This window comes from Thioclava sp. F34-6 (assembly GCF_002213235.1).
GTDB lineage: Bacteria > Pseudomonadota > Alphaproteobacteria > Rhodobacterales > Rhodobacteraceae > Thioclava > Thioclava nitratireducens.
In genome coordinates this window covers 292,023-311,046 of the sequence record NZ_NBOA01000001.1, presented here as the reverse complement: position 1 = coordinate 311,046, position 19,024 = coordinate 292,023, and the positions used below count along the sequence as shown (strand labels likewise).

The window sequence follows — 19,024 nt, the reverse complement described above, 5'->3', positions numbered from 1 at the left end:
CGAATCCGTTAGACGGAAAAGCCACAGGCCCCTGTTGCGGGTTTACATCAGTTTGCGGCGCCGTGTCACCTGAATATCCAGATCAGTGATCTTTTTCCGCAACGTATTGCGGTTGATGCCGAGCAAATCGGCACATCTGGCTTGATTGCCGCCGGTTGCATCCAAGGCGATTTCGATCAGCGGCGCCTCCATTTCCTTCAAAATCCGGTCGTAGAGGCCCGGCGGTGGCAGCGTGCCGCCGTGAAGGTCGAAATAGCGCCGCAGGTGGCGTGCGATGGAGGAGGACAACTTCTCGCCCTCGCCGCCCTGACGTAGCGGCTCGATCGCGGGTTGGTTGCCCAGCACGAATTCCGCCTCGGCCCGGGTGATTTCCTCTTCGGGCGAGGTCACGGCAAGCCGGCGGATCGTGTTCTCCAGCTGGCGCACGTTGCCGGGCCAGGAATAGGCGCGCACGAGTTGCAGCGCCTCGGGCGTGAAACGGCGCAGCCCCAGCCCGTCGCGCTCGGCGCGGGCAAGGAAATGCTCGGCCAGAAGCGGGATATCCTCGACCCGCTCGCGCAAGGACGGCACGTTCAGCGTCACGCCGCCCAGCCGGTAGAACAGGTCCTGACGGAACTTGCCCGCCTCCATCAGCCCCGCGAGGTCGATCTGCGTCGTCGCCATGATACGCGGTGCGGGATCGGGCAGCGCGTCGAGCATACGCACGATCCGCGCCTGCGTCTCGTCGTCGTAATCGCCGACCTCGTCGAAAACGAGCGAGCCACCTTTGGCCTTCGCCACCAGTGCCGCGGGGCCGTCCGCGCCCTGCAGATCGCCTGCCTGCGCCACCACAAAGGGAAGCGTGCGGCGGTCGGAAAAGTCGTGAATAGCCTTCGCGATGAGGGACTTGCCGGTGCCGCTCTCACCCGCGATCAGCACCGCGAGATCGGCATTCATCACCCGCGCAACGAGCCGGTAAAGCTCCTGCATCGCAGGCGTGCGCCCGACCAGCGGAAGATCGCCCGCATCGGCGCGTCCGTCGATCTCGCGCGGCGCGGTCGGACTGCGGCGCTTCTGCTCCAGCGCCTTTTGCGCACGCTTCATCAGGTCGGGCAGATCGAACGGTTTGGGCAGATAGTCGTAAGCCTCGGCCTCGGCCGCCTGAATCGCAGTCATTATCGTGTTCTGCGCCGAGATAACGATGACCGGCAGGCCGGGACGCTCCTCGGATATCTTCGGCAACGCCTCCAGCCCGTTCCCGTCGGGCATCATGACGTCCGAGATCACCAGATCACCCTTGCCCTCTTCGACCCACCGCATCAGCGTCACGAGCGAGGCCGTGGCGTGAACCTTGCAGCCCGCACGGGTAAGCGCCTGGGTCAGAACGGTGCGGATTGTGCGATCGTCATCCGCGACAAGTACGGTGCCGTCCATGGATCAGGCCTCCTTCGGCGCAACGGGAAGTGAAATGCGAAACCGGGTCTTGCCCGGGACCGAGTCGAGCGTGACCCAGCCGTCGTGATCATTGATGATCTTCGAGACAAGGGCGAGACCGAGCCCGGTCCCGTTCTCGCGACCCGAGACGAAGGGCTCGAAGATCTCGTTGGAGATTTCCGGCGGAATACCGGGGCCGTCGTCGATGATCTCGATCTGCAGCGGCAAGGGCTGCCCCGATCCATCGGCGCGACGCAGACGCAGGCTGTGTTCGTAGAAGGTACGGATCTTGATATTCCCAGCTCCTTCAGAGGCTTCTGCGGCGTTTTTCAACAGGTTCAGGAAGACTTGAGTCAACTGATCCGCATCGCCCAGCGTCGGCGGCAGCGAGGGATCGTAATCTTCCGTAATCGCCATATGCGCGCCGAAACCCACACCTGCGGATTTGCGTGCGCGGTCGAGCACGTCATGGATATTGACCGGCTTCTTCTCGGGCGCACGGACGTTGCCGAACTGTTCGACCTGCTCGAGTAGCTTCACGATCCGGCGCGTCTCGTCGACGATCAGGTCCGTTAATTCAAGGTCTTCTCCGGACAAGTTCATGCTCAGAAGCTGGGCCGCCCCGGCGATCCCGGCGAGCGGGTTCTTGATCTCATGGGCCAACATCTCCGCCATACCGATGGCCGAGCGCGCCGCCGATTTCACGAGACTGGCGCGGCCCAGCCGGTCAGCCAGCTCGCGCGGCTCGATCAGCAGCAACACCCGGTCGGGGTCTTCGCCCACCGGCGCAGCCTGAAGGTTGCATTGCACCGGGGCTTTCTCGCCCGTCGTCAGCTCGACATCGTTAACGAAGAGAGAGGCGCGGTTCTTCCGAACCCGGTAGAAGATTTCCTCCAAAGGCGCCGAAATCGCGAGCCTTTCGCCGATCGCCTTACCCCTCAGCGCCTTGGCAGACAGGTTAAGGAACAGCTCGGCGGCCGGGTTCACCTCGTCGACAAGATCATCGCCGTCGATCAGCAAAGCCGGGGTCGGCAGCGAAGTCCAGATTATGCCGGGGGCCGGAAGGTTCATGCGGCGCACCTTTCGCCGAAAGCGCGCTCGATTAGCGCCAAGGTCGCCTCCGGCGTTTCGCTGACCATCATCTCGGCGCGCAGCGGCGCGTTCGCCGCCTCGCAATACCAGCCCAGATGTTTGCGCGCGAGACGCAGCCCGAGATCACGGCCGTAGAAGCTCAAGATCGCCTCGTAATGTTCTGAAATATAATCGCAAAGGGCGTTTCCGTACGGAACCTGCGGCTTCGGCGATCCGTAGATTTCATGACCGATTTCAGCCAAGCGCCACGGTGCGCCCTGCGCCCCACGCCCGACCATCACGCCCGCCGCGCCGGATTGTTCAAGCGCAACGCGAGCGGAACTCGCATCGACCACGTCGCCATTGGCGATCACCGGGATCGAGACCGCCTCGACCGTCTCGGCAATCGCCTCCCAGTCGGCGCTGCCTTTGTAGAACTGCATCCGGGTGCGCCCATGCACGACGATCATCTTCACGCCCGCAGCCTCTGCCCGGCGCGCGATCTCTGCCGCATTGCGCGTGTCATCACACCAGCCCAGCCGCATCTTCAGCGTCACCGGCAGATCGACCGCGCCCACCGTCGCCTCGATCAGACGCAGCGCGTGATCTGGATCGCGCATCAGCGCCGAGCCCGAGGCCCCGCCCGTCACCTTCTTGGCCGGGCAGCCCATATTGATGTCGATGATCCGCGCCCCCATGCCGGCGACCATTTTCGCGGCTTCGGCCATCGGCTCGGGCTCACGGCCCGCCAATTGCACCGAGGTCGGCAGCTCCAGCCCCATCTCGACCCGGGCCTTCGCGCGCACGGAGGGCTTCGCCGTCAGCATCTCACCCGAGGCCACCATCTCGGACACGACGAGACCCGCGCCGAAGCGCGCCACCATCCGCCGGAACGGAAGGTCGGTGATCCCCGCCATCGGCGCGAGGAAGACCGGAGGGGTCAATGTGATATCGTCGAGAACCAAATTCTGCGGCACGGAGACTGTCCTGTTACGCGTCTTCCTTCGAATTAGGCGTTTGACCAAAGAATCACAATTGCGTCCAGCCTTTTTTAGGTGGGAAAATCAGCATCCGCCTATTTTTTAATCACCGGTCCGTGGCCAGTTGTCACATCCCGCAGCGTCTCGCGTCCAGCGGCACCGATTGCGCAAAGTCGCGTCTTCGCCTAAGCCCTTGGGCGATCAGGGAGGCGCCATGAGCAACGCCATCATCATCGTCGCCGCCGGGCGCGGCACCCGCGCCGGCGGAGAAACCCCGAAGCAATGGCAGAGCCTCGCGGGGCAGCCGGTGCTGGCCCATACCGTCGCCGCTTTCGAAGGCATCGGGCGGATCGTGGTCGTTCTGCATCCCGAGGACATGGCGCGCGGCGTCGCGCTGTTTCAGGGCAAGGTCGCGCTGTGTGCGGGCGGTGCCAGCCGCGACGCCTCGGTGCGCAATGCGCTGGAGATGCTCGAGGGCTCGGGCATCGAGAAGGTGCTGATCCATGACGGCGCGCGCCCGCTGGTGAGCCGCGCAGTGATCGACGGCGTGCTCGAGGCGCTGGACAGCGCACAGGCCGCAGCGCCCGCCCTGCCCGTGTCGGATGCACTCTGGACCGGCGAGAACGGTCAGGTCACGGGCACGCAGGACCGCAGCGGGCTCTACCGCGCGCAGACCCCGCAAGGCTTCGATTTCGACGCGATCCTCAGCGCGCACCGCGCCCATCCCGGCGGGTCCGCCGATGACGTGGAAGTGGCCCGCGCGGCGGGTCTATCGGTTGCGATCACGCGCGGCTCGGAGGACAATCTGAAGATCACCTACCCGGAGGATTTCGCCCGGGCCGAGAGACTGTTGGGAGACAAGATGGATATCCGTTTGGGTCATGGTTACGACGTGCACGCGTTCGAGCCGGGCGATCACGTGACGCTCTGCGGGGTCGCGGTGCCGCATGACAAGAAGCTCAAGGGCCATTCCGATGCCGATGTGGGCATGCACGCGCTGACCGATGCGATCTATGGCGCGCTGGCCGAGGGCGATATCGGTCGGCATTTCCCGCCATCGGACCCGCAGTGGAAGGGCGCGGCGTCCGAGATTTTCCTCGACCACGCGGTGAAACTGGCCGAAGCACGAGGCTTCCGTCTGGGCAATGCCGATGTCACGCTGATCTGCGAGCGTCCCAAGATCGGCCCGCATGCCCCTGAAATGGCCCAGGTTCTGGCGCGCATCATCGGGATCGAGCCGGGCCGGATCTCGGTCAAGGCCACCACCTCCGAACGTCTGGGCTTCACCGGGCGCGAGGAAGGCATCGCCGCCATCGCCACTGCCACGCTGATCAAGGAGTAACGCCATGCTGCGCGCCATCAACACGGTCGGATTTGTCGGCTTGCTGAAACCCGCGCCGGGCACCTGGGGCTCGCTGGTGGCGGTGCTGGTCGGTTGGGCGATCGAGCATTGGCTGGGCTTTATCCCGCTGGTGATCGCCACGGTCGCGGTCACCGCACTCGGCTTCTGGTCGGTGCGCGCGCAACTGGGCGACAGCAGCGACGACCCCTCCGAGATCGTCATCGACGAGGTGGCGGGCCAATGGGTGGCGCTCCTGTTCCCGGCCTTCGGCTTCTGGCAGCGCGGCCTCTCTACCGGCGTCGATCTGCATATGGTCTGGCCCGGCCCGGTCGCGGCCTTCCTGCTGTTCCGGCTGTTCGACATCTGGAAGCCGTGGCTCGTGGGCCGCGCCGATCGCCGCCATGACGCGACGGGCGTGATGCTGGACGATATCTGGGCGGGGGTCTTTGCCGGGATCGTGTCGATCATCCTCGCAGGGCTCTATCACATCGTCTTTCTGGGCATGATGGGATGAGCCGCGCCTCCGACGTTCTCGACGCCTGCAAGGCGCGCGGTCTTATGGTCGCCACCGCCGAGAGCTGCACCGGCGGCATGGTCGCCGCAGCCCTTACCGATATTCCGGGATCGTCGGCGGTGGTGGAGCGCGGCTTCGTCACCTACACCAATGACGCCAAACGCGAGATGCTGGGCGTCAGCGCGGAAAGCCTCGACGCCCATGGCGCGGTCTCCGAGGAGGTCGCGCGCGAGATGGCCGAGGGCGCGCTGCGCCACTCCCACGCCCAGCTCGCGGTCGCGATCACCGGGATCGCAGGCCCCGGCGGGTCGGAGTTCAAACCCGAGGGCCGCGTCTGCTTCGGCCTCGCCCGAAACGGCGCCGAAACGCAGGTCGAGACAGTCGAATTCGGCGCGCTCGGCCGCGACACCGTGCGCGAAGCGGCCCGCGATCATGCGCTGAGCCTGCTGCTGCAAGCCGCCAAAAGCTGACTCACTTCCGCCCATCAATCGCGCATACCGGGAAAAATCTGCCCAATTTGCGCGCAGTTTCCAAAGTGACGCGCATTTGAGCGGCCTGCGCGGAAATTGTCCCTTTATTGCGCGCGGCGCTTATGGCCCCTGCCCCTCCAGAGGGATTTCCGAGGAGGATGTGAGCAAATGGAAGCGGGGATGAACGCGGCCGATACCGCGTGGATCATGGTGGCGACGGCGCTGGTCTTGCTGATGACGCTGCCGGGGCTGGCGCTGTTCTACGGCGGGCTGGTGCGGGCGCGCAACGTGCTGTCGATCTTCATGCAGTGTTTCTCGATCGCCGCGCTGATGAGCGTGCTGTGGCTGCTGTTCGGCTATTCGATCGCCTTCGGGGACGCCAATGGCTACTGGGGCGGTCTGGGCAAATTTGCGCTGCTGGGCGTGACGCCCGACACGCTGTCGGGCTCGATCCCCGAGATCGTCTTCTTCGCTTTCCAGATGACCTTCGCGATCATCACGCCCGCCCTGATCGTCGGCGCCTTCGTGGAGCGCATCAACTATGCCTTCGTGATGGCCTTCACCGGGCTCTGGATGCTGCTGATCTACGCCCCGGTCACGCATTGGATCTGGGGGGGCGGCATGATGTCGGATGGCGGCATCTGGGGCGCGGTCGGCACCCGGGATTTCGCGGGCGGCATCGTGGTGCATGAAACCGCGGGTCTTGCAGCCCTCGTGCTGGCGCTGATGATCGGGCCGCGCGCCAAGCGCACCACCCCCCCGCACAACCCCGGCATGGTCGCGATGGGCGCAGGGCTCCTGTGGGTCGGCTGGTTCGGCTTCAACGGCGGCTCGGAGCTGGCGGCCGATGGCGTCGCCGGCATGGCGATCACCGTCACTCATATCTCCGCTGCCGCCGCCTCGCTGAGCTGGGCGCTCTGGGAGCGCATCAAGTTCGGCCGCGCCTCGATGGTGGGCCTCGTGACCGGCACGATCGCGGGCCTCGCCTCGATCACCCCGGCCTCGGGCTTCGTGGGTCCGATCGAGGCGCTGGTGATCGGCTTCGCCGCCGGGATCATCTGTCAGGAATTCGTCGTGCTGATCCGCGAGAGGCTTCATGTCGATGACAGTCTCGACGTCTTCGCGGTCCATGGCGTGGGCGGCATCTTCGGCACGATCATGATCGCGGTCTTCGGCCATGGCAGCTTTGTTGCCCAGCTTGGCGCGCTGGCGGTGGTGGGCGTCTTCACCGTCGCAGGCAGCTGGGCGCTGGCGATGCTGGTGCGGCTCGTCTTCCCGCTGCGCGTGAGCGAGGAGCACGAGACCAACGGGCTGGACCTTTCCACCCATGGCGAACGCGCCTACGACATGAATTCCTGATCGCAGGTCTTTGAACGGAAACGCAAAAAGGCCGCCCCGAGAGGCGGCCTTTTTCGTGGCGCGGAACGAACGGCGCGGCGCTCAGCCCTTCGGCCCGTACAACTCCTCTGCGCGCTTCTCGAAGGCACGCACGATCCGCTGCATCGCCTCGTTGAAGACGACCCCGATCACGCCCTGCAGGATCGCGTTCTTGAACTCGAAATCGACGTGGAAATCCACTTCGCAGGAGCCGTCCTCGCGATCGGTCATCCGCCAGTGGCTGTGCATGTATTTGAACGGCCCGTCGATATATTCAGTCTCGATATGATGCTCCTCGGGATGAAGCACCACGCGCGAGCCGAACTTCTCGCGGAACACTTTGAACGAGATCACCAGATCGGCCAGCATCAGGATCGAGCCGTCCGGACGCTCTTCGCGCGAGCGCACGCGGGCGGCGGAATTCCACGGCAGGAATTTCGGATAGCTCTCCACATCGGCCACAAGATCATAGATCTGCTGCGCGCTATAGGGCATGACCCTGTTCTCGTGATGCTTAGGCATGTCTCTCCCGTTTTCTTGCGCCTCTTGATGCGCTAAAGCTAAGCCCGAGTTCAAGCCCTACAACCCGTTTCGAGGCCCGACATCATGACGCAGCGCCCCTATGTGATCGACCAGATGATTTCGGCCAAGCAGATCGCGGCCCGAGTCGAGGAATTGGCGGCCGAGATCACCCGGACCTTCAAGGGCACCGACAAGCTGGTCGTGGTGGGGCTGCTGCGCGGCTCCTTCGTGTTCATCGCCGATCTGGTGCGCGAGATCGACCTGCCCGTCGAAGTCGACTTCCTCGAGGCTTCGAGCTACGGCGACGCGATGACCAGTTCGCGCGAGGTCCGCATCCTGAAAGATCTGCGCGCGGGCATCGAAGGCCGCGACGTGCTGGTGGTCGAGGATATCGTCGACACTGGCTTCACTCTGCACCACGTGATGGGAATGCTGCGGGCGCGCGAACCGGGGCGGATCGAATCCTGCGCGCTGCTCGACAAGCCGTCGCGGCGCGAGGTCGATGTGCGCGCCACCTGGACCGGGTTCGAGATCCCCGATGAATTCGTCGTGGGCTACGGGATCGACTTCGCGCAGCGCAACCGCAACCTGCCCTATATCGGCAAGGTGCGCTTCACCGGGGAAGCTTCGTGAATTACACGTGGCTGCTGCGCATGGCGCGGTGGGCACGCCGCCCTCCGTCGATGACGCAGGTGAAGATCGTGGCGGTCGTGACGCTCGCCGTGATCGCGATCGTTGTCATTGAAAAGCTTGGATATTGGCCGGACTGGGCGACGGTGAACCCGCGCGCCTTGCGCGCTCCCAGACCCTGAGGCCGCGGTCCCTCTTCGGGCTTGTGAAATATCCCGGGGGGTGAGGCGGGAAAGGCGGCCTTCCAGTGGAAGAACGCCCGCCGAACGCCCGACGCGCAAGCGACGGGCCGTGACGCGCGGGGGCAGCGCCCCCGCCACGCCAGTTTTACAGCGACGAAATGCGCAGCAGACGCGCGATCTCGCCGACGATGCCGCGGCGGAACAGCAGCACGCAGGCGATGAAGGTCGCGCCGATCACCACCTGCACCCACGAGCCGATGCCCGACAGGAAGTGCTGCAGCGTGACCACGATGAACGCGCCCACGACCGGGCCGAAGATCGTGCCCATGCCGCCCAGAAGCGTCATCAGGATCACCTCGCCCGACATCTGCCAATGCGCGTCGGTCAGCGAGGCAAACTGGAACACCAGCGCCTTGGTCGAGCCCGCAAGCCCTGCCAGACCCGCAGACAGCACGAAGGCCAGCAGCTTGAACCGGTCGACGTTGTAGCCAAGCGAAAGCGCGCGCGGCTCGTTCTCGCGGATCGCCTGCAGCACCTGCCCGAAGGGCGAATGCACGATGCGGTAGATCGCGAGGAAGCCGACCAAGAAGATCACGGCCACGAAATAGTACATCGTGATCGGATCGCTGAGATTGAAAATCCCCAGCAGGTTGCCGCGCGGGATGCCTTGCAGGCCGTCCTCGCCGCCGGTGAAGGGCATTTGCAGCGCGAAGAAATACACGATCTGCGCGAGCGCGAGCGTGATCATCGCGAAGTAGATGCCCTGCCGGCGAATGGCGAGCGAGCCCACGACCCAGCCCATCGCAGCCGCTGCGAGCGTGCCAGCGATGATGCCCAGGATCGGCGGGAAGCCCCAGACCTTCAACACATGGCCCGCGACATAGGCCGCACCGCCGAAGAAGGCGGCATGGCCGAAGCTGAGCAGGCCGGTGAAGCCGATCAGCAGGTTGAAGGCGGCCGCGAACAGCGCGAAGCACAGCAGCTGCATCACGAAGACCGGGTAGAGGAAGAAGGGTGCGATCGCGAGGAAGCCCAGCAACACCACCCAGAACACAGCCTGCACCATGCGGCCGCGCTTGTGGGTCTGGGGGCTGACGTCTTCCTGTTCGAATTCGCCGATTTCGCTCGTCGTGCTTGTCGTATTGCTCATGTCTTCACCCTCACCCTTGACGTCCGAAGAGGCCCGACGGGCGCACCAGAAGCACGATCACCATCAGCAGGAAGATCACCGTATTCGCGGCAGGCGCGTAGAAGACCTTGGTCACGCCCTCGATCAGCCCCAGAGAGAAGCCGGTGATCACCGCCCCCGCAATCGAGCCCATGCCGCCGATCACGACGACCGCGAAGATCACGATGATCAGGTTCGCGCCCATCAGCGGGCTGACCGAGTAGATCGGCGCGGCCAGCACGCCTGCGAGCCCCGCGAGGCCGGTGCCGAAGCCGAAAGTCAGCATCACCATCAGCGGCACGTTGATCCCGAAGGCTTTCACCAGCTCGGGGTTCTCGGTGCCCGCGCGCAGCCGTGCGCCGATCCGGGTCCGCTCGATCACGTACCAGGTCACGAAGCAGACCACGATCGAGAAGATGATAACGAAGAGGCGGTATTTCGGGAACATCATGAAGCCGAGATTGGTCACGCCCTTCATGCTCTCGGGCATCCCCGGATAGGGCGTGCCGGAGGCGTTGAAGTAATTGATGAACAGGCCCTGCAGCACCAGCGTGATCCCGAAGGTCAGCAGCAGCGAGTAGATCGGGTCGAGCTTGTAGAGCCTGCGCAGCAGGAAGCGTTCGATCAGCATCCCGAAGCAGGCCACCAGGAGCGGCGCGAGGATCAGCGCCGGCCAGAAGCCGATATGCAGGTCCGCCATGCCGATCCACTGACCGACATAGGAATACAGGATCAGCGCGAGGAACGCGCCCAGCATGTAGAGCGCGCCATGCGCGAAATTGACCACGTTCAAGAGGCCGAAGATCACCGCGAGCCCGAGGCTCAGCATCGCGTAGAACACGCCGTTGTTTAGGCCCAGCATCCCCTGGGCAAGAATAAGTCGGATCATCGGATCCATCGGGGTTGTCCTCCCTGTCGGGTCTCGGGCGCCTGAGCCCGGCCCGGTTTCTCGTTACACGCTCAGGTAATGGTTCAGCCGGTCCATCGAGGCTTCGACCTGATCGGCTTCGATCACGTCGATCACCTCGCCATGTTCGATGACGTAATGGCGGTCGGCGAGCGGGGCTGCGAAGCGGAAGTTCTGCTCCACCAGAACGATCGTGTAGCCGCGCGATTTCAGATCGCGGATCACGCGACCCAGCGTTTTCACGATCACGGGCGCAAGCCCTTCGGTGATCTCATCGAGCAGCAGCAGCCGCGAACCGGTGCGCAGGATACGCGCGATGGCCAGCATCTGCTGTTCGCCGCCCGAAAGCCGCGTGCCCATCCGCTTGCGGACATTGGCGAGGTTCGGGAACATCTCGAAGAGTTCCTCCACCGACATGCCGCCCTCGCCGACGCTCGGCGGCAGCATCAGGTTTTCCTCGACATTGAGCGAGGCGAAGATGCCGCGCTCTTCGGGGCAATAGCCGATCCGTGCATCGGGCGAGATCTTGTGCGTGGGCTTCGTCAGAAACTCCTCGCCATTGATCTTGATCGAGCCTTCGCGGCGATCGACCATCCCCATGATCGAACGCAGCGTGGTCGAACGGCCCGCGCCGTTGCGGCCCAGAAGGGTGATCAGCTGCCCCTCGCCTAGTTCGAGATTGATCCCGTGCAGGACGTGGCTCTCGCCATACCATGCGTGCAGATTCTCGATCTTGAGCATCGGTTTGGTCATGGTTGCGGTGCTCATGCGACCTCCTCCTGCTCGTCGGCGGAGACGCCCATGTAGGCCTCCATGACTTGCGGGTTCTTCGACACTTCGGAATAGGGCCCTTCGGCCAGCACTTCGCCGCGCGCCAGCACGGTGATCGTGTCGGCCAGTTCCGCCACGACGCCGAGGTTATGCTCCACCATGACGATGGTGCGCCCCTCGCGGACACGGCCGATCAGCTCGGTCACAGCGCCCACGTCCTCGGTGCCCATGCCCTGGGTCGGCTCGTCGAGCAGCATCAGCTCGGGCTCCAGCCCCAGCGTCGTCGCGATCTCGAGTGCGCGTTTGCGGCCGTAGGGCAGCTCCACCGCTTTGAGATGGGCGAAGTCCTTCAGCCCCACCTGATCGAGTGCGGCGACGGCTTTCGCGTCGAGGTCGTGCAGCACCGATTTGGAGCGCCAAAACTGATAGCTCACGCCCAGCGAGCGTTGCAGCGCGAGGCGCACGTTTTCCAGCGCCGTCAGGTGCGGAAAGACCGCGGAAATCTGGAACGACCGAACGATGCCCATATTGGCGATCTCGGCGGGTTTGCGATTGGTGATATCGCGGTCGTTGAAGAGGATCTTGCCCGACGTGGGCGTGATGAATTTCGTCAGCAGGTTGAACATCGTGGTCTTGCCCGCGCCGTTCGGGCCGATGATCGCGTGAATGGCACCGCGCTTGATACGCAGGTTCACGTCATTGACGGCCACGAAGCCGCCGAAACTCTTGGTCAGGTTCTTGGCCTCGAGAATGATATCGTCGCTCATGGTCTCGCTTTCGGACTGATACGCAGGCGCAGGGCGGTCGCGATGCCGCCCTGCGCCAAGGATTTGTTCAGATCACTTGTTGACCAGCTTGCAGCCGCCCGCTTCGAGCGAGGCATAGGCCTCTTTGCCCGGAATGGTGCGCGCCACGTCGGCCACGTCCCACGGATCTTCGCCGCCTTCCTTGACCTTCAGCAGATACATGTCGTGCTCCAGCAGGCCGTCGGGACGGATGGTGCCGCCCTTGGCGAAGAAGTCGTCGATCTTCATCTTGCCGAGCTGCTCACGCACCTTGTCGGAATCGTCGGTGCCAGCCGCCTTGATCGCCTCGAGATAGGCCATGGTCAGCGAGTAGTCCGCAGCGTGCACGAAGGTCGGCGCTTCGCCGCCCGAGAACTTCTCGTACTCTTCCTTCCACTTGCGGCTCTCGTCGTCCATGTTCCAGTACCAACCGGTGGTGAACTGGAGGCCCTTGGCGACGTCGGTGCCGAGCGACTTCACGTCCGAGATCAGCACCAGCATACCAGCGAGCTGCTGGCCACCGGCGACGATGCCGAATTCATGCGCCTGCTTGATCGAGTTCACGGTGTCCTGACCGGCATTGGCCAGACCGATCACTTTAGCGCCCGAGCTTTGCGCCTGCAGCAGGTACGAGGAGAAGTCGGTCGATGCCAGCGGCACGTCCGAGCTGCCCACGACCGAACCGCCGAGGTTCTTCACGACTTCCGAGGTGTTGTCCTGCAGCGCATGGCCGAAAGCGTAGTCAGCGGTGATGAAGTACCAGCTGTCGCCGCCGTTCTTCACGACCGCCGTCGCGGTGCCGACCGGCAGCGCGTGGGTGTCGTAGCCGTAGTGGATGCCATATTTCGAGCAGTTCTCGCCGGTCAGCGCCGCGGTGGCAGCGCCGGTTGCGAAGGTGATGGTCTTCTTCTCGGAAGCGAGTTGCTGCACGGCAAGCGCCACGGCCGAGTTGGTCAGGTCGGCGATCATGTCGACATGCTCTTGGTCGATCCACTCGCGTGCGGTGGCCGAACCGACATCCGCCTTGTTCTGGTGGTCAGCCGAGATCACTTCGATCGGCTTGCCGAGAACTTCGCCGCCGAAGTCGCGTACGGCCATTTTCACCGCGTCGACCGCGCCCTTACCCGAGAAACCGGTCGAGTAGACGCCGGACATATCGCCGAGCACACCGATCTTCACCGAGCCGTTCGAAATCGCATCCTGCGCCATCGCGCCGCCTGCGGCAATGCTAAGCGCCGCGGCACTTACACCTGCGTAAATAGCTGATTTCATCAACATTCCTCCCATTGGTTGATAGATTTGGCTCTCTTGCGCATCGCGCCATGAGAACACGCCGACGGGACGCTTCTCTGGTCCCTGCCGGATTACGATCCTGTTTTTCTCCTCACACGGCCGTCCCTGCTCCTCGACGCGACCGCTGGCGAATTCAGCTTGGAAACGAGGGGACATTCAAGTGCTTGCGCCACCGCAGTTCCCTTCAAGCCGATAAATTCATTGTCAGCGCTCCCATCATAGGCAGAAACCGGCCATGTGCAAAAGGCTAGGTGGGAAAATACGCGCGGCCATGCCACGTATCGCCAAACGCATGTGCAAGAATACCCATATAGCCCGTTTTTACGACACACGACTGCAAAAAGGACCGGCAATGAGCTTCGATTGGGACGATCTGCGATTCTTTCTCTCGGTGGCCCGGGCCGGGCGCCTGACCGTCGCGGCCCGCGCGATGGGCACCGATCATGCCACGGTATCACGCCGGGTCAAATCTCTGGAGACCCAGCTTGGCGCGCAATTGTTCGAACGCAGCCCGCGCGGCTATGCGCTGTCGGAACATGGCGAGCGGCTTCTGGCGAAGGCCGAGCAGATCGAGAATGTCGCGGCACGCGTGCAGGACGAATTGTCGGGCACGCTCTATGCGCTGTCCGGCACGGTGCGGATCGGCGCGCCCGATGCGTTCGGGGCGTTCTTTCTCGCGCCGCGGCTGGCGGATTTCATCAAGGCCAATCCCGAGCTGGAGGCGCAGCTGGTCGCCACGCCGCGCCTGTTCTCGCTCTCGAAGCGCGAGGCGGATATCGCGATCACCCTGTCGCGCCCCGAAAAGGGCCGGCTCGTGTCGCGCAAGCTCACCGAATACACGCTGCATTTCTACGCCTCCCCCGACTACCTCGCCCGCAATTCGGCGATCAACCGCAAGGAGGACCTGCTGAAGCACCCGCTGGTCGGCTATATCCCGGAACTGATCTACACGCCGGAGCTGGATTACCTGTCGGTCATGCTGGGCGATCACACGCCGCGCCTGTCCTCGACCAATCTCTTCGCGCACAAGCAGGTAGCCGAGGCCGGACGCGGGATCGCGGTGCTGCCCGATTTCCTCGCCCGCCACTCGACGAAGCTGGTGCCGATCCTGCCCGACGAGATCGAGATTCGCCGCACCTTCTGGCTGGTCACTCATGAAGACCTGCACGAGATCGCCCGCGTCCGCGCCGCGATGCGCTTCATCGCCGAAGAGGTTTCCAAGAGCCGCGCCGAGTTCCTGCCCCGGATCACCGCCCTGTCGGATTGAACGGGGCGACGCGGCGGGCCCCGATTGGGCCAGCGATGGAGCGCGAACGATTGAGCCGCGCTCATGATCTTGGCGCGGATTATTCCGATGCGCAGCGCTGGTCCAGGCCCCTGCCCGCCTGCTATCACCTGCCCCACAGTCACCGGCACGTCGCTCACCCGCGACGGAATGTCGAAAATCCACCGCGCCCGGCGTCGCTTTCGGGCAATTCTGGCCCCACGAGGAGAGAGATTCGCATGGCACAGATCACCTTGGTCTATTGGCGCGACATCCCGGCCCAGATCATCGCGGGCAAGGGACGCCGTGGCGTCAAGAAACCACTGCCCGAACGGTTCGAGCAGGCGATCGACCGCGCGGCCATGAAGATCGGCGCCCGCGACAGCGACGCCTATCTGGCCGAGTGGCGCAAGGTGCCCGAGGGCGAGGAGCCCGGCGACGATGCCGAGGCGGCCGAGGCCGTGCTGGCGCGTATCCTCTCTGACTACGACGACGCGCGGTTGCGCGCGTTGATTGCCAATGACGGCTGGAACCCCCAGCCCGACGCGTAAGGGAGAATAGGCGCATGGCTCTTGTGAATTTCCGCCGCGAGGCTGCGAAACCGGTCCGCCCGCCGGTGAACGCCAATATGGTGGCCCTGCTGGACGGCGCCTCGGTCGAGGTCATGCCGCGCACCGCCGCGAAGGTGGAAAGCTTCGCGCCTTTGTTCGCGAAGGGCTCCCGCGTCTATATCGCCCATATCGACGGCACGCCCTTCGAGGAAATGCTCGCCACGGCCAAGCGGCTGCGCGAAGAGGGTTTCGAGCCGATGCCGCACTTCCCGGCGCGCATCATCCGCGACGAAGCGCAGCTCAATGACTGGGTCTCACGCTACCGTGGCGAAGCAGGTGTCGAGCAGGCGCTGCTGCTGGGCGGCGGCGTGGCCGAGCCGAAGGGCGACTTCCACTGCGCCATGCAGATGATCGAAACCGGCGCCTTCGACGGCTTCGCCCGTCTTCATGTCGCCGGCCACCCCGAGGGCAACCGCGACATCGATCCCAATGGCGGCGAGGCAGAGGTGATGGCCGCGCTGAAGCTCAAGCAGGATTTCGCGAACCGCACCGATGCGGATATGGCGATCGCCACGCAATTCGCCTTCGAGGCCGGTCCGATCCGCGACTGGGCCAAGCGTCTGGAGGCCAACGGCATCGAAATGCCGGTCCATCTGGGCATCGCGGGCCCCGCGAAACTGCAGACGCTGCTGAAGTTCGCCATCGCCTGCGGCGTCGGCCCCTCGCTGAAAGTGCTGCAAAAGCGCGCCCGCGACGTGACGAAGCTGCTGCTGCCCTTCGAGCCGACCGAATTGCTGACCGATCTGGCCGCCGATCGCCCGTCGAATATCGAAGCCGTGCATTTCTTCCCGCTGGGCGGTATCACCGCGACAGCCAATTGGATCGCTGAACAGAGAGGCCATGAATGACCCGCACCGTCCTTGAGTCCAAAACCAAAACCGTCGTGATCGGCTTTGACGAGCCCTTCTGCGTCATCGGTGAGCGGATCAACCCCACCGGCCGCAAGAAGCTGGCCGCCGAGCTGGAGCAAGGCGATTTCTCGACGGTCGAGAAAGACGCGCTCGAGCAAGTCGCCTGCGGCGCCACGGTTCTGGACATCAATTCGGGCGCGGTGTTCTCGAACAAGATGGCCGAAGACCCGCGCTATGCGGATAACAACTTCGTCGAACCCTCGCTGATGCGCGATCTGATCAACTGCGTGCAGGGCGTGATCGACGTGCCGCTGTGCATCGACAGCTCGGTCCCGGCCGCGCTCGAGGCGGGTCTGGAAGCCGCCGAAGGCCGTCCGCTTCTGAACTCGGTGACGGGCGAGGAAGAGCGTCTGGAACTGGTTCTGCCGCTGGTGAAGAAATACAACGTGCCGGTCGTCGCGATCTCGAACGACGACACCGGGATTTCCGAAGATCCCGACGTGCGTTTCGCCGTGGCCAAGAAGATCGTCGAGCGCGCCGCCGATTTCGGCATCCCCGCGCATGACATCGTCGTCGATCCGCTGGTGATGCCGGTGGGCGCGATGGCCTCCGCGGGCCGTCAGGTCTTCACGCTTGTCAACCGCCTGCGCGACGAGCTGGGCGTGAACACCACCTGCGGCGCGTCGAACATCTCCTTCGGCCTTCCAAACCGCCACGGGATCAACGGGGCCTACCTGCCGATGGCGATCGGCGCCGGCATGACCTCGGCGATCATGAACCCGGTGCGCAATCAGGAGATGGAGGCGATCCGCGCTGCCAACCTGCTGATGAACCACGACCCGAACGGGATGGAGTGGATCCGCCTGTCGAAGACGCTCGACGCGATGAAAGAGGGCGGCATCAGCTTCGCCGAAGCCTCGGCAGCCGCGGCCACCTCCTCCGCCGGTGGGCGTCGTGGCGGGCGCCGTCGCCGCGCCTGATCCGACCCACGTAGACTGTCGAACGCCCGGGGCTCGCTCCGGGCGTTTCGCATTTTGCGCATCGCGTTTCTTCCACTCCGGATTTGAGGCCTTTCCAGCGGCTATTGTTGCGCAAACCGGCACAAATCGTCCGCAACCTCACGACAATGGCGGTTATCACGGCGCGATTCGCGGAGTCGTGATCAATCAGAGCTCCCGCGCACAGAAGCCGTCTCATTCAGCATATTGCAGCCTCAGCCGCGCTGCGGACCGGCGGGATATCGCCGCTTCGCGCCCCGGGGCTCGAAAATTCCGATTGTAAGGCAAAGATTTACTGGCAGGGCTTAAACCCGTATGTGTACCTTGCGGCATCGAACTGGGAACACGCTGCCATGCGCTTAGCATTCAAACTGCTCAGCGCGGCCTCTCTGGCGCCTGCGCACCTTGAGACGGCATCGCGCACCGGCTTGTTGAAAGCCTCGTCCCCCGGACGCGCTGCGGCGCGGGCGGGCACGCTCGCCGCGCTGCTCGTCGCGGGCGGTCTCGCCGCCTGCTCGACCAACAGCCCCGAGGTGACGACGACCCGCGGCACGGCCCAACTTCTCGACCTCTCCGCGCCCGATCTGGCGCCAGGGCTCGAGACCGCTCCCTCGTCTGAGCGGCTGCCCGATAACAGCCATCTGGGCGCCGACTTCATGGAGCTCAGCTTTTTCCTCGAATCCGGGCGCGCGCTGCCGCGCTTCACCCGGTTCGAAGGTCCCGTCTCGATCACGCTCGCGGGCAACGCCCCGCCCGTCGCGCAGACCGAACTGGGTCATCTGGTCCACCGGCTGCAGACCGAGGCGGGGCTGAACGTGTCGACCGAACCGGGCAATGCCAACACGATCTCTGTGCAATTCGTTCCCCAACGGCAGATGCGGCGCGAGGTTCCGAATGTCGCCTGTTTCGTGGTGCCCAATGTCGAAAGCTGGACGGATTACCGCAACTCGCATGGCGACGAGGCCAGCGATTGGGCCAAGCTGACGCAGCGCCATTCCGCCACCGTGTTCATCCCCGCCGCCTCGACCCCGCAGGAGATCCGCGATTGCCTGCATGAGGAGGTCAGCCAGGCGCTCGGGCCGGTGAACGATCTCTACCGCCTGCCCGACACGGTCTGGAACGACGACAATTTCCACACCGTGCTGACCAAGTTCGACATGACGATCCTGCGCGCCTATTACGACCCGGCGCTGCATACCGGCATGAGCCCCGACGAAGTGCGCATGGCCCTGCCCGCGATCCTGTCGAAGATCCACCCGTCGGGCGGCCAGATGCGCACCCTGCCCGCCGATCCGACACCGCGCGCCTATGTGAAGGCGATCACCACAGCGCTCGGTCAAGGCGCGAGCGACAAGCGCCGTCGTGCCGCCGCCGAACGCGCCACGAAGATCGCCACCAGCCGGGGCTGGCATGACAGCCGCGCGGCGTTTGCGTGGTTCGCGGTCGGGCGGCTGACGATGAAGACCGATCCCGAGAAAGCCGTCGCGGCCTACAAGAAGGCAGGCCGGATCTACCGCGCAACGCCGGGCGCGGAAATTCAGGCCGCCCATATCGATATGCAGCTTGCGGCCTACGCGCTTGGCACGGGCCGCGCGCAGGAGGCGGTGACGCTGGTGAACCGCGCGCTGGCCTCCGATGTCTCGACCGAGAACGCCTCGCTGATGGCCACGCTCTACATGATCCGCGCCGAAGCCTATGGCCAGCTTGGTGACGCTACGCAGGAACATCAGGCTCGTCTCGACATGCAGCAATGGGCGCGCTATGGATTTGGCTCGGACGCGGCGGTGACACGCCGCGCGAAAGAGGTGGCGGCCCTCGCCAATGCGGGCGCTCGCGTGAACTGACCGCAAAAGGCGGTCCGGGCGCGCCCGGACC

Annotated in this window: 20 protein-coding genes; 11 read left to right on the top strand and 9 right to left on the bottom strand. The window is 64.5% G+C overall.

What is annotated here, in order from left to right; genetic code table 11:
* Positions 1–42: 42 nt before the first annotated feature.
* The 3 genes from B6V72_RS01460 to dusB are packed head-to-tail and all read right to left on the bottom strand — an operon-like array spanning position 43 to position 3,461.
* Entirely contained in the window at positions 43–1,413 is a 1,371-nt protein-coding gene (locus tag B6V72_RS01460; protein WP_075774911.1) for a response regulator, read from the bottom strand.
* Between the two features lie 3 nt (positions 1,414–1,416).
* Complete coding sequence (locus tag B6V72_RS01455; protein ID WP_075774912.1) at positions 1,417–2,484, bottom strand: ATP-binding protein; 1,068 nt, start codon at positions 2,482–2,484, stop codon at positions 1,417–1,419.
* Positions 2,481–3,461 carry a tRNA dihydrouridine synthase DusB gene (gene dusB / locus B6V72_RS01450; protein ID WP_276206161.1) on the bottom strand — a complete coding sequence of 327 codons (981 nt, stop codon included), beginning with the start codon at positions 3,459–3,461 and terminating at the stop codon, positions 2,481–2,483. Before dusB ends, B6V72_RS01455 begins: the two co-directional genes overlap by 4 nt.
* Before the next feature lie 217 nt (positions 3,462–3,678).
* Here dusB and B6V72_RS01445 point away from each other — a divergent pair, with 217 nt between their 5' ends.
* The 4 genes from B6V72_RS01445 to B6V72_RS01430 all read left to right on the top strand — a co-directional run bounded on the left by B6V72_RS01445 (position 3,679) and on the right by B6V72_RS01430 (position 7,149).
* Positions 3,679–4,806, top strand: a complete 1,128-nt coding sequence (locus B6V72_RS01445; RefSeq protein ID WP_088734309.1) for a bifunctional 2-C-methyl-D-erythritol 4-phosphate cytidylyltransferase/2-C-methyl-D-erythritol 2,4-cyclodiphosphate synthase — start codon at positions 3,679–3,681, stop codon at positions 4,804–4,806.
* Positions 4,807–4,810: 4 nt separating this feature from the next.
* Positions 4,811–5,320 carry a phosphatidylglycerophosphatase A gene (locus B6V72_RS01440; RefSeq protein WP_075774914.1) on the top strand — a complete coding sequence of 170 codons (510 nt, stop codon included), beginning with the start codon at positions 4,811–4,813 and terminating at the stop codon, positions 5,318–5,320.
* Positions 5,317–5,790 carry a CinA family protein gene (locus tag B6V72_RS01435; RefSeq protein WP_088724357.1) on the top strand — a complete coding sequence of 158 codons (474 nt, stop codon included), beginning with the start codon at positions 5,317–5,319 and terminating at the stop codon, positions 5,788–5,790. The genes B6V72_RS01440 and B6V72_RS01435 overlap by 4 nt, the downstream gene beginning before the upstream one ends.
* 180 nt (positions 5,791–5,970) lie before the next feature.
* On the top strand, positions 5,971–7,149 hold the full coding sequence (locus B6V72_RS01430; protein ID WP_075775123.1) for an ammonium transporter: 1,179 nt from the start codon (positions 5,971–5,973) through the stop codon (positions 7,147–7,149).
* 81 nt (positions 7,150–7,230) lie between these two features.
* Here B6V72_RS01430 and B6V72_RS01425 read toward each other — a convergent pair whose 3' ends face one another.
* Positions 7,231–7,689, bottom strand: coding sequence for a type II toxin-antitoxin system RatA family toxin (locus B6V72_RS01425; RefSeq protein ID WP_088718543.1), 459 nt, complete (start codon positions 7,687–7,689; stop codon positions 7,231–7,233).
* Positions 7,690–7,773: 84 nt separating this feature from the next.
* Here B6V72_RS01425 and hpt point away from each other — a divergent pair, with 84 nt between their 5' ends.
* Positions 7,774–8,322, top strand: a complete 549-nt coding sequence (gene hpt / locus B6V72_RS01420) for a hypoxanthine phosphoribosyltransferase (RefSeq protein ID WP_088722830.1) — start codon at positions 7,774–7,776, stop codon at positions 8,320–8,322.
* Positions 8,319–8,501, top strand: a complete 183-nt coding sequence (locus B6V72_RS01415) for a hypothetical protein (RefSeq protein WP_088734306.1) — start codon at positions 8,319–8,321, stop codon at positions 8,499–8,501. Before hpt ends, B6V72_RS01415 begins: the two co-directional genes overlap by 4 nt.
* A 145-nt stretch (positions 8,502–8,646) precedes the next feature.
* On the opposite strand, the gene B6V72_RS01410 is transcribed toward B6V72_RS01415, so the two are convergent.
* The 5 genes from B6V72_RS01410 to B6V72_RS01390 form a co-directional block, all read right to left on the bottom strand.
* A complete protein-coding gene (locus B6V72_RS01410) occupies positions 8,647–9,567 on the bottom strand; it encodes a branched-chain amino acid ABC transporter permease (RefSeq protein WP_088719361.1) in 921 nt (306 codons plus the stop codon).
* A gap of 94 nt (positions 9,568–9,661) precedes the next feature.
* Positions 9,662–10,567 (bottom strand): branched-chain amino acid ABC transporter permease, encoded by a 906-nt coding sequence (locus B6V72_RS01405; RefSeq protein ID WP_075774919.1) that lies wholly within the window; start codon positions 10,565–10,567, stop codon positions 9,662–9,664.
* Positions 10,568–10,621: 54 nt separating this feature from the next.
* Positions 10,622–11,329, bottom strand: coding sequence for an ABC transporter ATP-binding protein (locus B6V72_RS01400; RefSeq protein ID WP_199224642.1), 708 nt, complete (start codon positions 11,327–11,329; stop codon positions 10,622–10,624).
* 11 nt (positions 11,330–11,340) lie between these two features.
* Positions 11,341–12,114: an ABC transporter ATP-binding protein gene (locus B6V72_RS01395; protein WP_075774921.1), complete on the bottom strand. Its 774-nt coding sequence runs from the start codon at positions 12,112–12,114 to the stop codon at positions 11,341–11,343.
* A 72-nt stretch (positions 12,115–12,186) separates the two neighbouring features.
* Positions 12,187–13,404 carry an ABC transporter substrate-binding protein gene (locus B6V72_RS01390; RefSeq protein WP_075774922.1) on the bottom strand — a complete coding sequence of 406 codons (1,218 nt, stop codon included), beginning with the start codon at positions 13,402–13,404 and terminating at the stop codon, positions 12,187–12,189.
* 373 nt (positions 13,405–13,777) lie between these two features.
* Here B6V72_RS01390 and B6V72_RS01385 point away from each other — a divergent pair, with 373 nt between their 5' ends.
* The 5 genes from B6V72_RS01385 (at position 13,778) to B6V72_RS01365 (ending at position 18,993) form a co-directional block, all read left to right on the top strand.
* Positions 13,778–14,692 carry a LysR family transcriptional regulator gene (locus tag B6V72_RS01385; protein WP_075774923.1) on the top strand — a complete coding sequence of 305 codons (915 nt, stop codon included), beginning with the start codon at positions 13,778–13,780 and terminating at the stop codon, positions 14,690–14,692.
* A gap of 236 nt (positions 14,693–14,928) precedes the next feature.
* Positions 14,929–15,240 carry a virulence factor gene (locus B6V72_RS01380; RefSeq protein ID WP_075774924.1) on the top strand — a complete coding sequence of 104 codons (312 nt, stop codon included), beginning with the start codon at positions 14,929–14,931 and terminating at the stop codon, positions 15,238–15,240.
* A gap of 14 nt (positions 15,241–15,254) precedes the next feature.
* Positions 15,255–16,148, top strand: a complete 894-nt coding sequence (locus B6V72_RS01375) for a 5,10-methylenetetrahydrofolate reductase (RefSeq protein WP_075774925.1) — start codon at positions 15,255–15,257, stop codon at positions 16,146–16,148.
* Positions 16,145–17,131 (top strand): methyltetrahydrofolate cobalamin methyltransferase, encoded by a 987-nt coding sequence (locus B6V72_RS01370; protein WP_075774926.1) that lies wholly within the window; start codon positions 16,145–16,147, stop codon positions 17,129–17,131. Before B6V72_RS01375 ends, B6V72_RS01370 begins: the two co-directional genes overlap by 4 nt.
* 371 nt (positions 17,132–17,502) lie before the next feature.
* Positions 17,503–18,993, top strand: coding sequence for a DUF2927 domain-containing protein (locus tag B6V72_RS01365; RefSeq protein WP_088734304.1), 1,491 nt, complete (start codon positions 17,503–17,505; stop codon positions 18,991–18,993).
* The last annotated feature ends 31 nt before the right edge of the window (positions 18,994–19,024 follow it).

What these genes read in the sequence shown, in the direction of transcription:
- B6V72_RS01460 (WP_075774911.1), bottom strand. Translation starts at nt 1,413, where the DNA reads ATGGACGGCACCGTACTTGTCGCGGATGACGATCGCACAATCCGCACC.
- B6V72_RS01455 (WP_075774912.1), bottom strand. Translation starts at nt 2,484, where the DNA reads ATGAACCTTCCGGCCCCCGGCATAATCTGGACTTCGCTGCCGACCCCG.
- B6V72_RS01445 (WP_088734309.1), top strand. Translation starts at nt 3,679, where the DNA reads ATGAGCAACGCCATCATCATCGTCGCCGCCGGGCGCGGCACCCGCGCC.
- B6V72_RS01440 (WP_075774914.1), top strand. Translation starts at nt 4,811, where the DNA reads ATGCTGCGCGCCATCAACACGGTCGGATTTGTCGGCTTGCTGAAACCC.
- B6V72_RS01435 (WP_088724357.1), top strand. Translation starts at nt 5,317, where the DNA reads ATGAGCCGCGCCTCCGACGTTCTCGACGCCTGCAAGGCGCGCGGTCTT.
- B6V72_RS01430 (WP_075775123.1), top strand. Translation starts at nt 5,971, where the DNA reads ATGAACGCGGCCGATACCGCGTGGATCATGGTGGCGACGGCGCTGGTC.
- B6V72_RS01425 (WP_088718543.1), bottom strand. Translation starts at nt 7,689, where the DNA reads ATGCCTAAGCATCACGAGAACAGGGTCATGCCCTATAGCGCGCAGCAG.
- hpt (WP_088722830.1), top strand. Translation starts at nt 7,774, where the DNA reads ATGACGCAGCGCCCCTATGTGATCGACCAGATGATTTCGGCCAAGCAG.
- B6V72_RS01410 (WP_088719361.1), bottom strand. Translation starts at nt 9,567, where the DNA reads ATGGTGCAGGCTGTGTTCTGGGTGGTGTTGCTGGGCTTCCTCGCGATC.
- B6V72_RS01405 (WP_075774919.1), bottom strand. Translation starts at nt 10,567, where the DNA reads ATGGATCCGATGATCCGACTTATTCTTGCCCAGGGGATGCTGGGCCTA.
- B6V72_RS01400 (WP_199224642.1), bottom strand. Translation starts at nt 11,329, where the DNA reads ATGACCAAACCGATGCTCAAGATCGAGAATCTGCACGCATGGTATGGC.
- B6V72_RS01395 (WP_075774921.1), bottom strand. Translation starts at nt 12,114, where the DNA reads ATGAGCGACGATATCATTCTCGAGGCCAAGAACCTGACCAAGAGTTTC.
- B6V72_RS01390 (WP_075774922.1), bottom strand. Translation starts at nt 13,404, where the DNA reads ATGAAATCAGCTATTTACGCAGGTGTAAGTGCCGCGGCGCTTAGCATT.
- B6V72_RS01385 (WP_075774923.1), top strand. Translation starts at nt 13,778, where the DNA reads ATGAGCTTCGATTGGGACGATCTGCGATTCTTTCTCTCGGTGGCCCGG.
- B6V72_RS01380 (WP_075774924.1), top strand. Translation starts at nt 14,929, where the DNA reads ATGGCACAGATCACCTTGGTCTATTGGCGCGACATCCCGGCCCAGATC.
- B6V72_RS01375 (WP_075774925.1), top strand. Translation starts at nt 15,255, where the DNA reads ATGGCTCTTGTGAATTTCCGCCGCGAGGCTGCGAAACCGGTCCGCCCG.
- B6V72_RS01370 (WP_075774926.1), top strand. Translation starts at nt 16,145, where the DNA reads ATGACCCGCACCGTCCTTGAGTCCAAAACCAAAACCGTCGTGATCGGC.
- B6V72_RS01365 (WP_088734304.1), top strand. Translation starts at nt 17,503, where the DNA reads ATGCGCTTAGCATTCAAACTGCTCAGCGCGGCCTCTCTGGCGCCTGCG.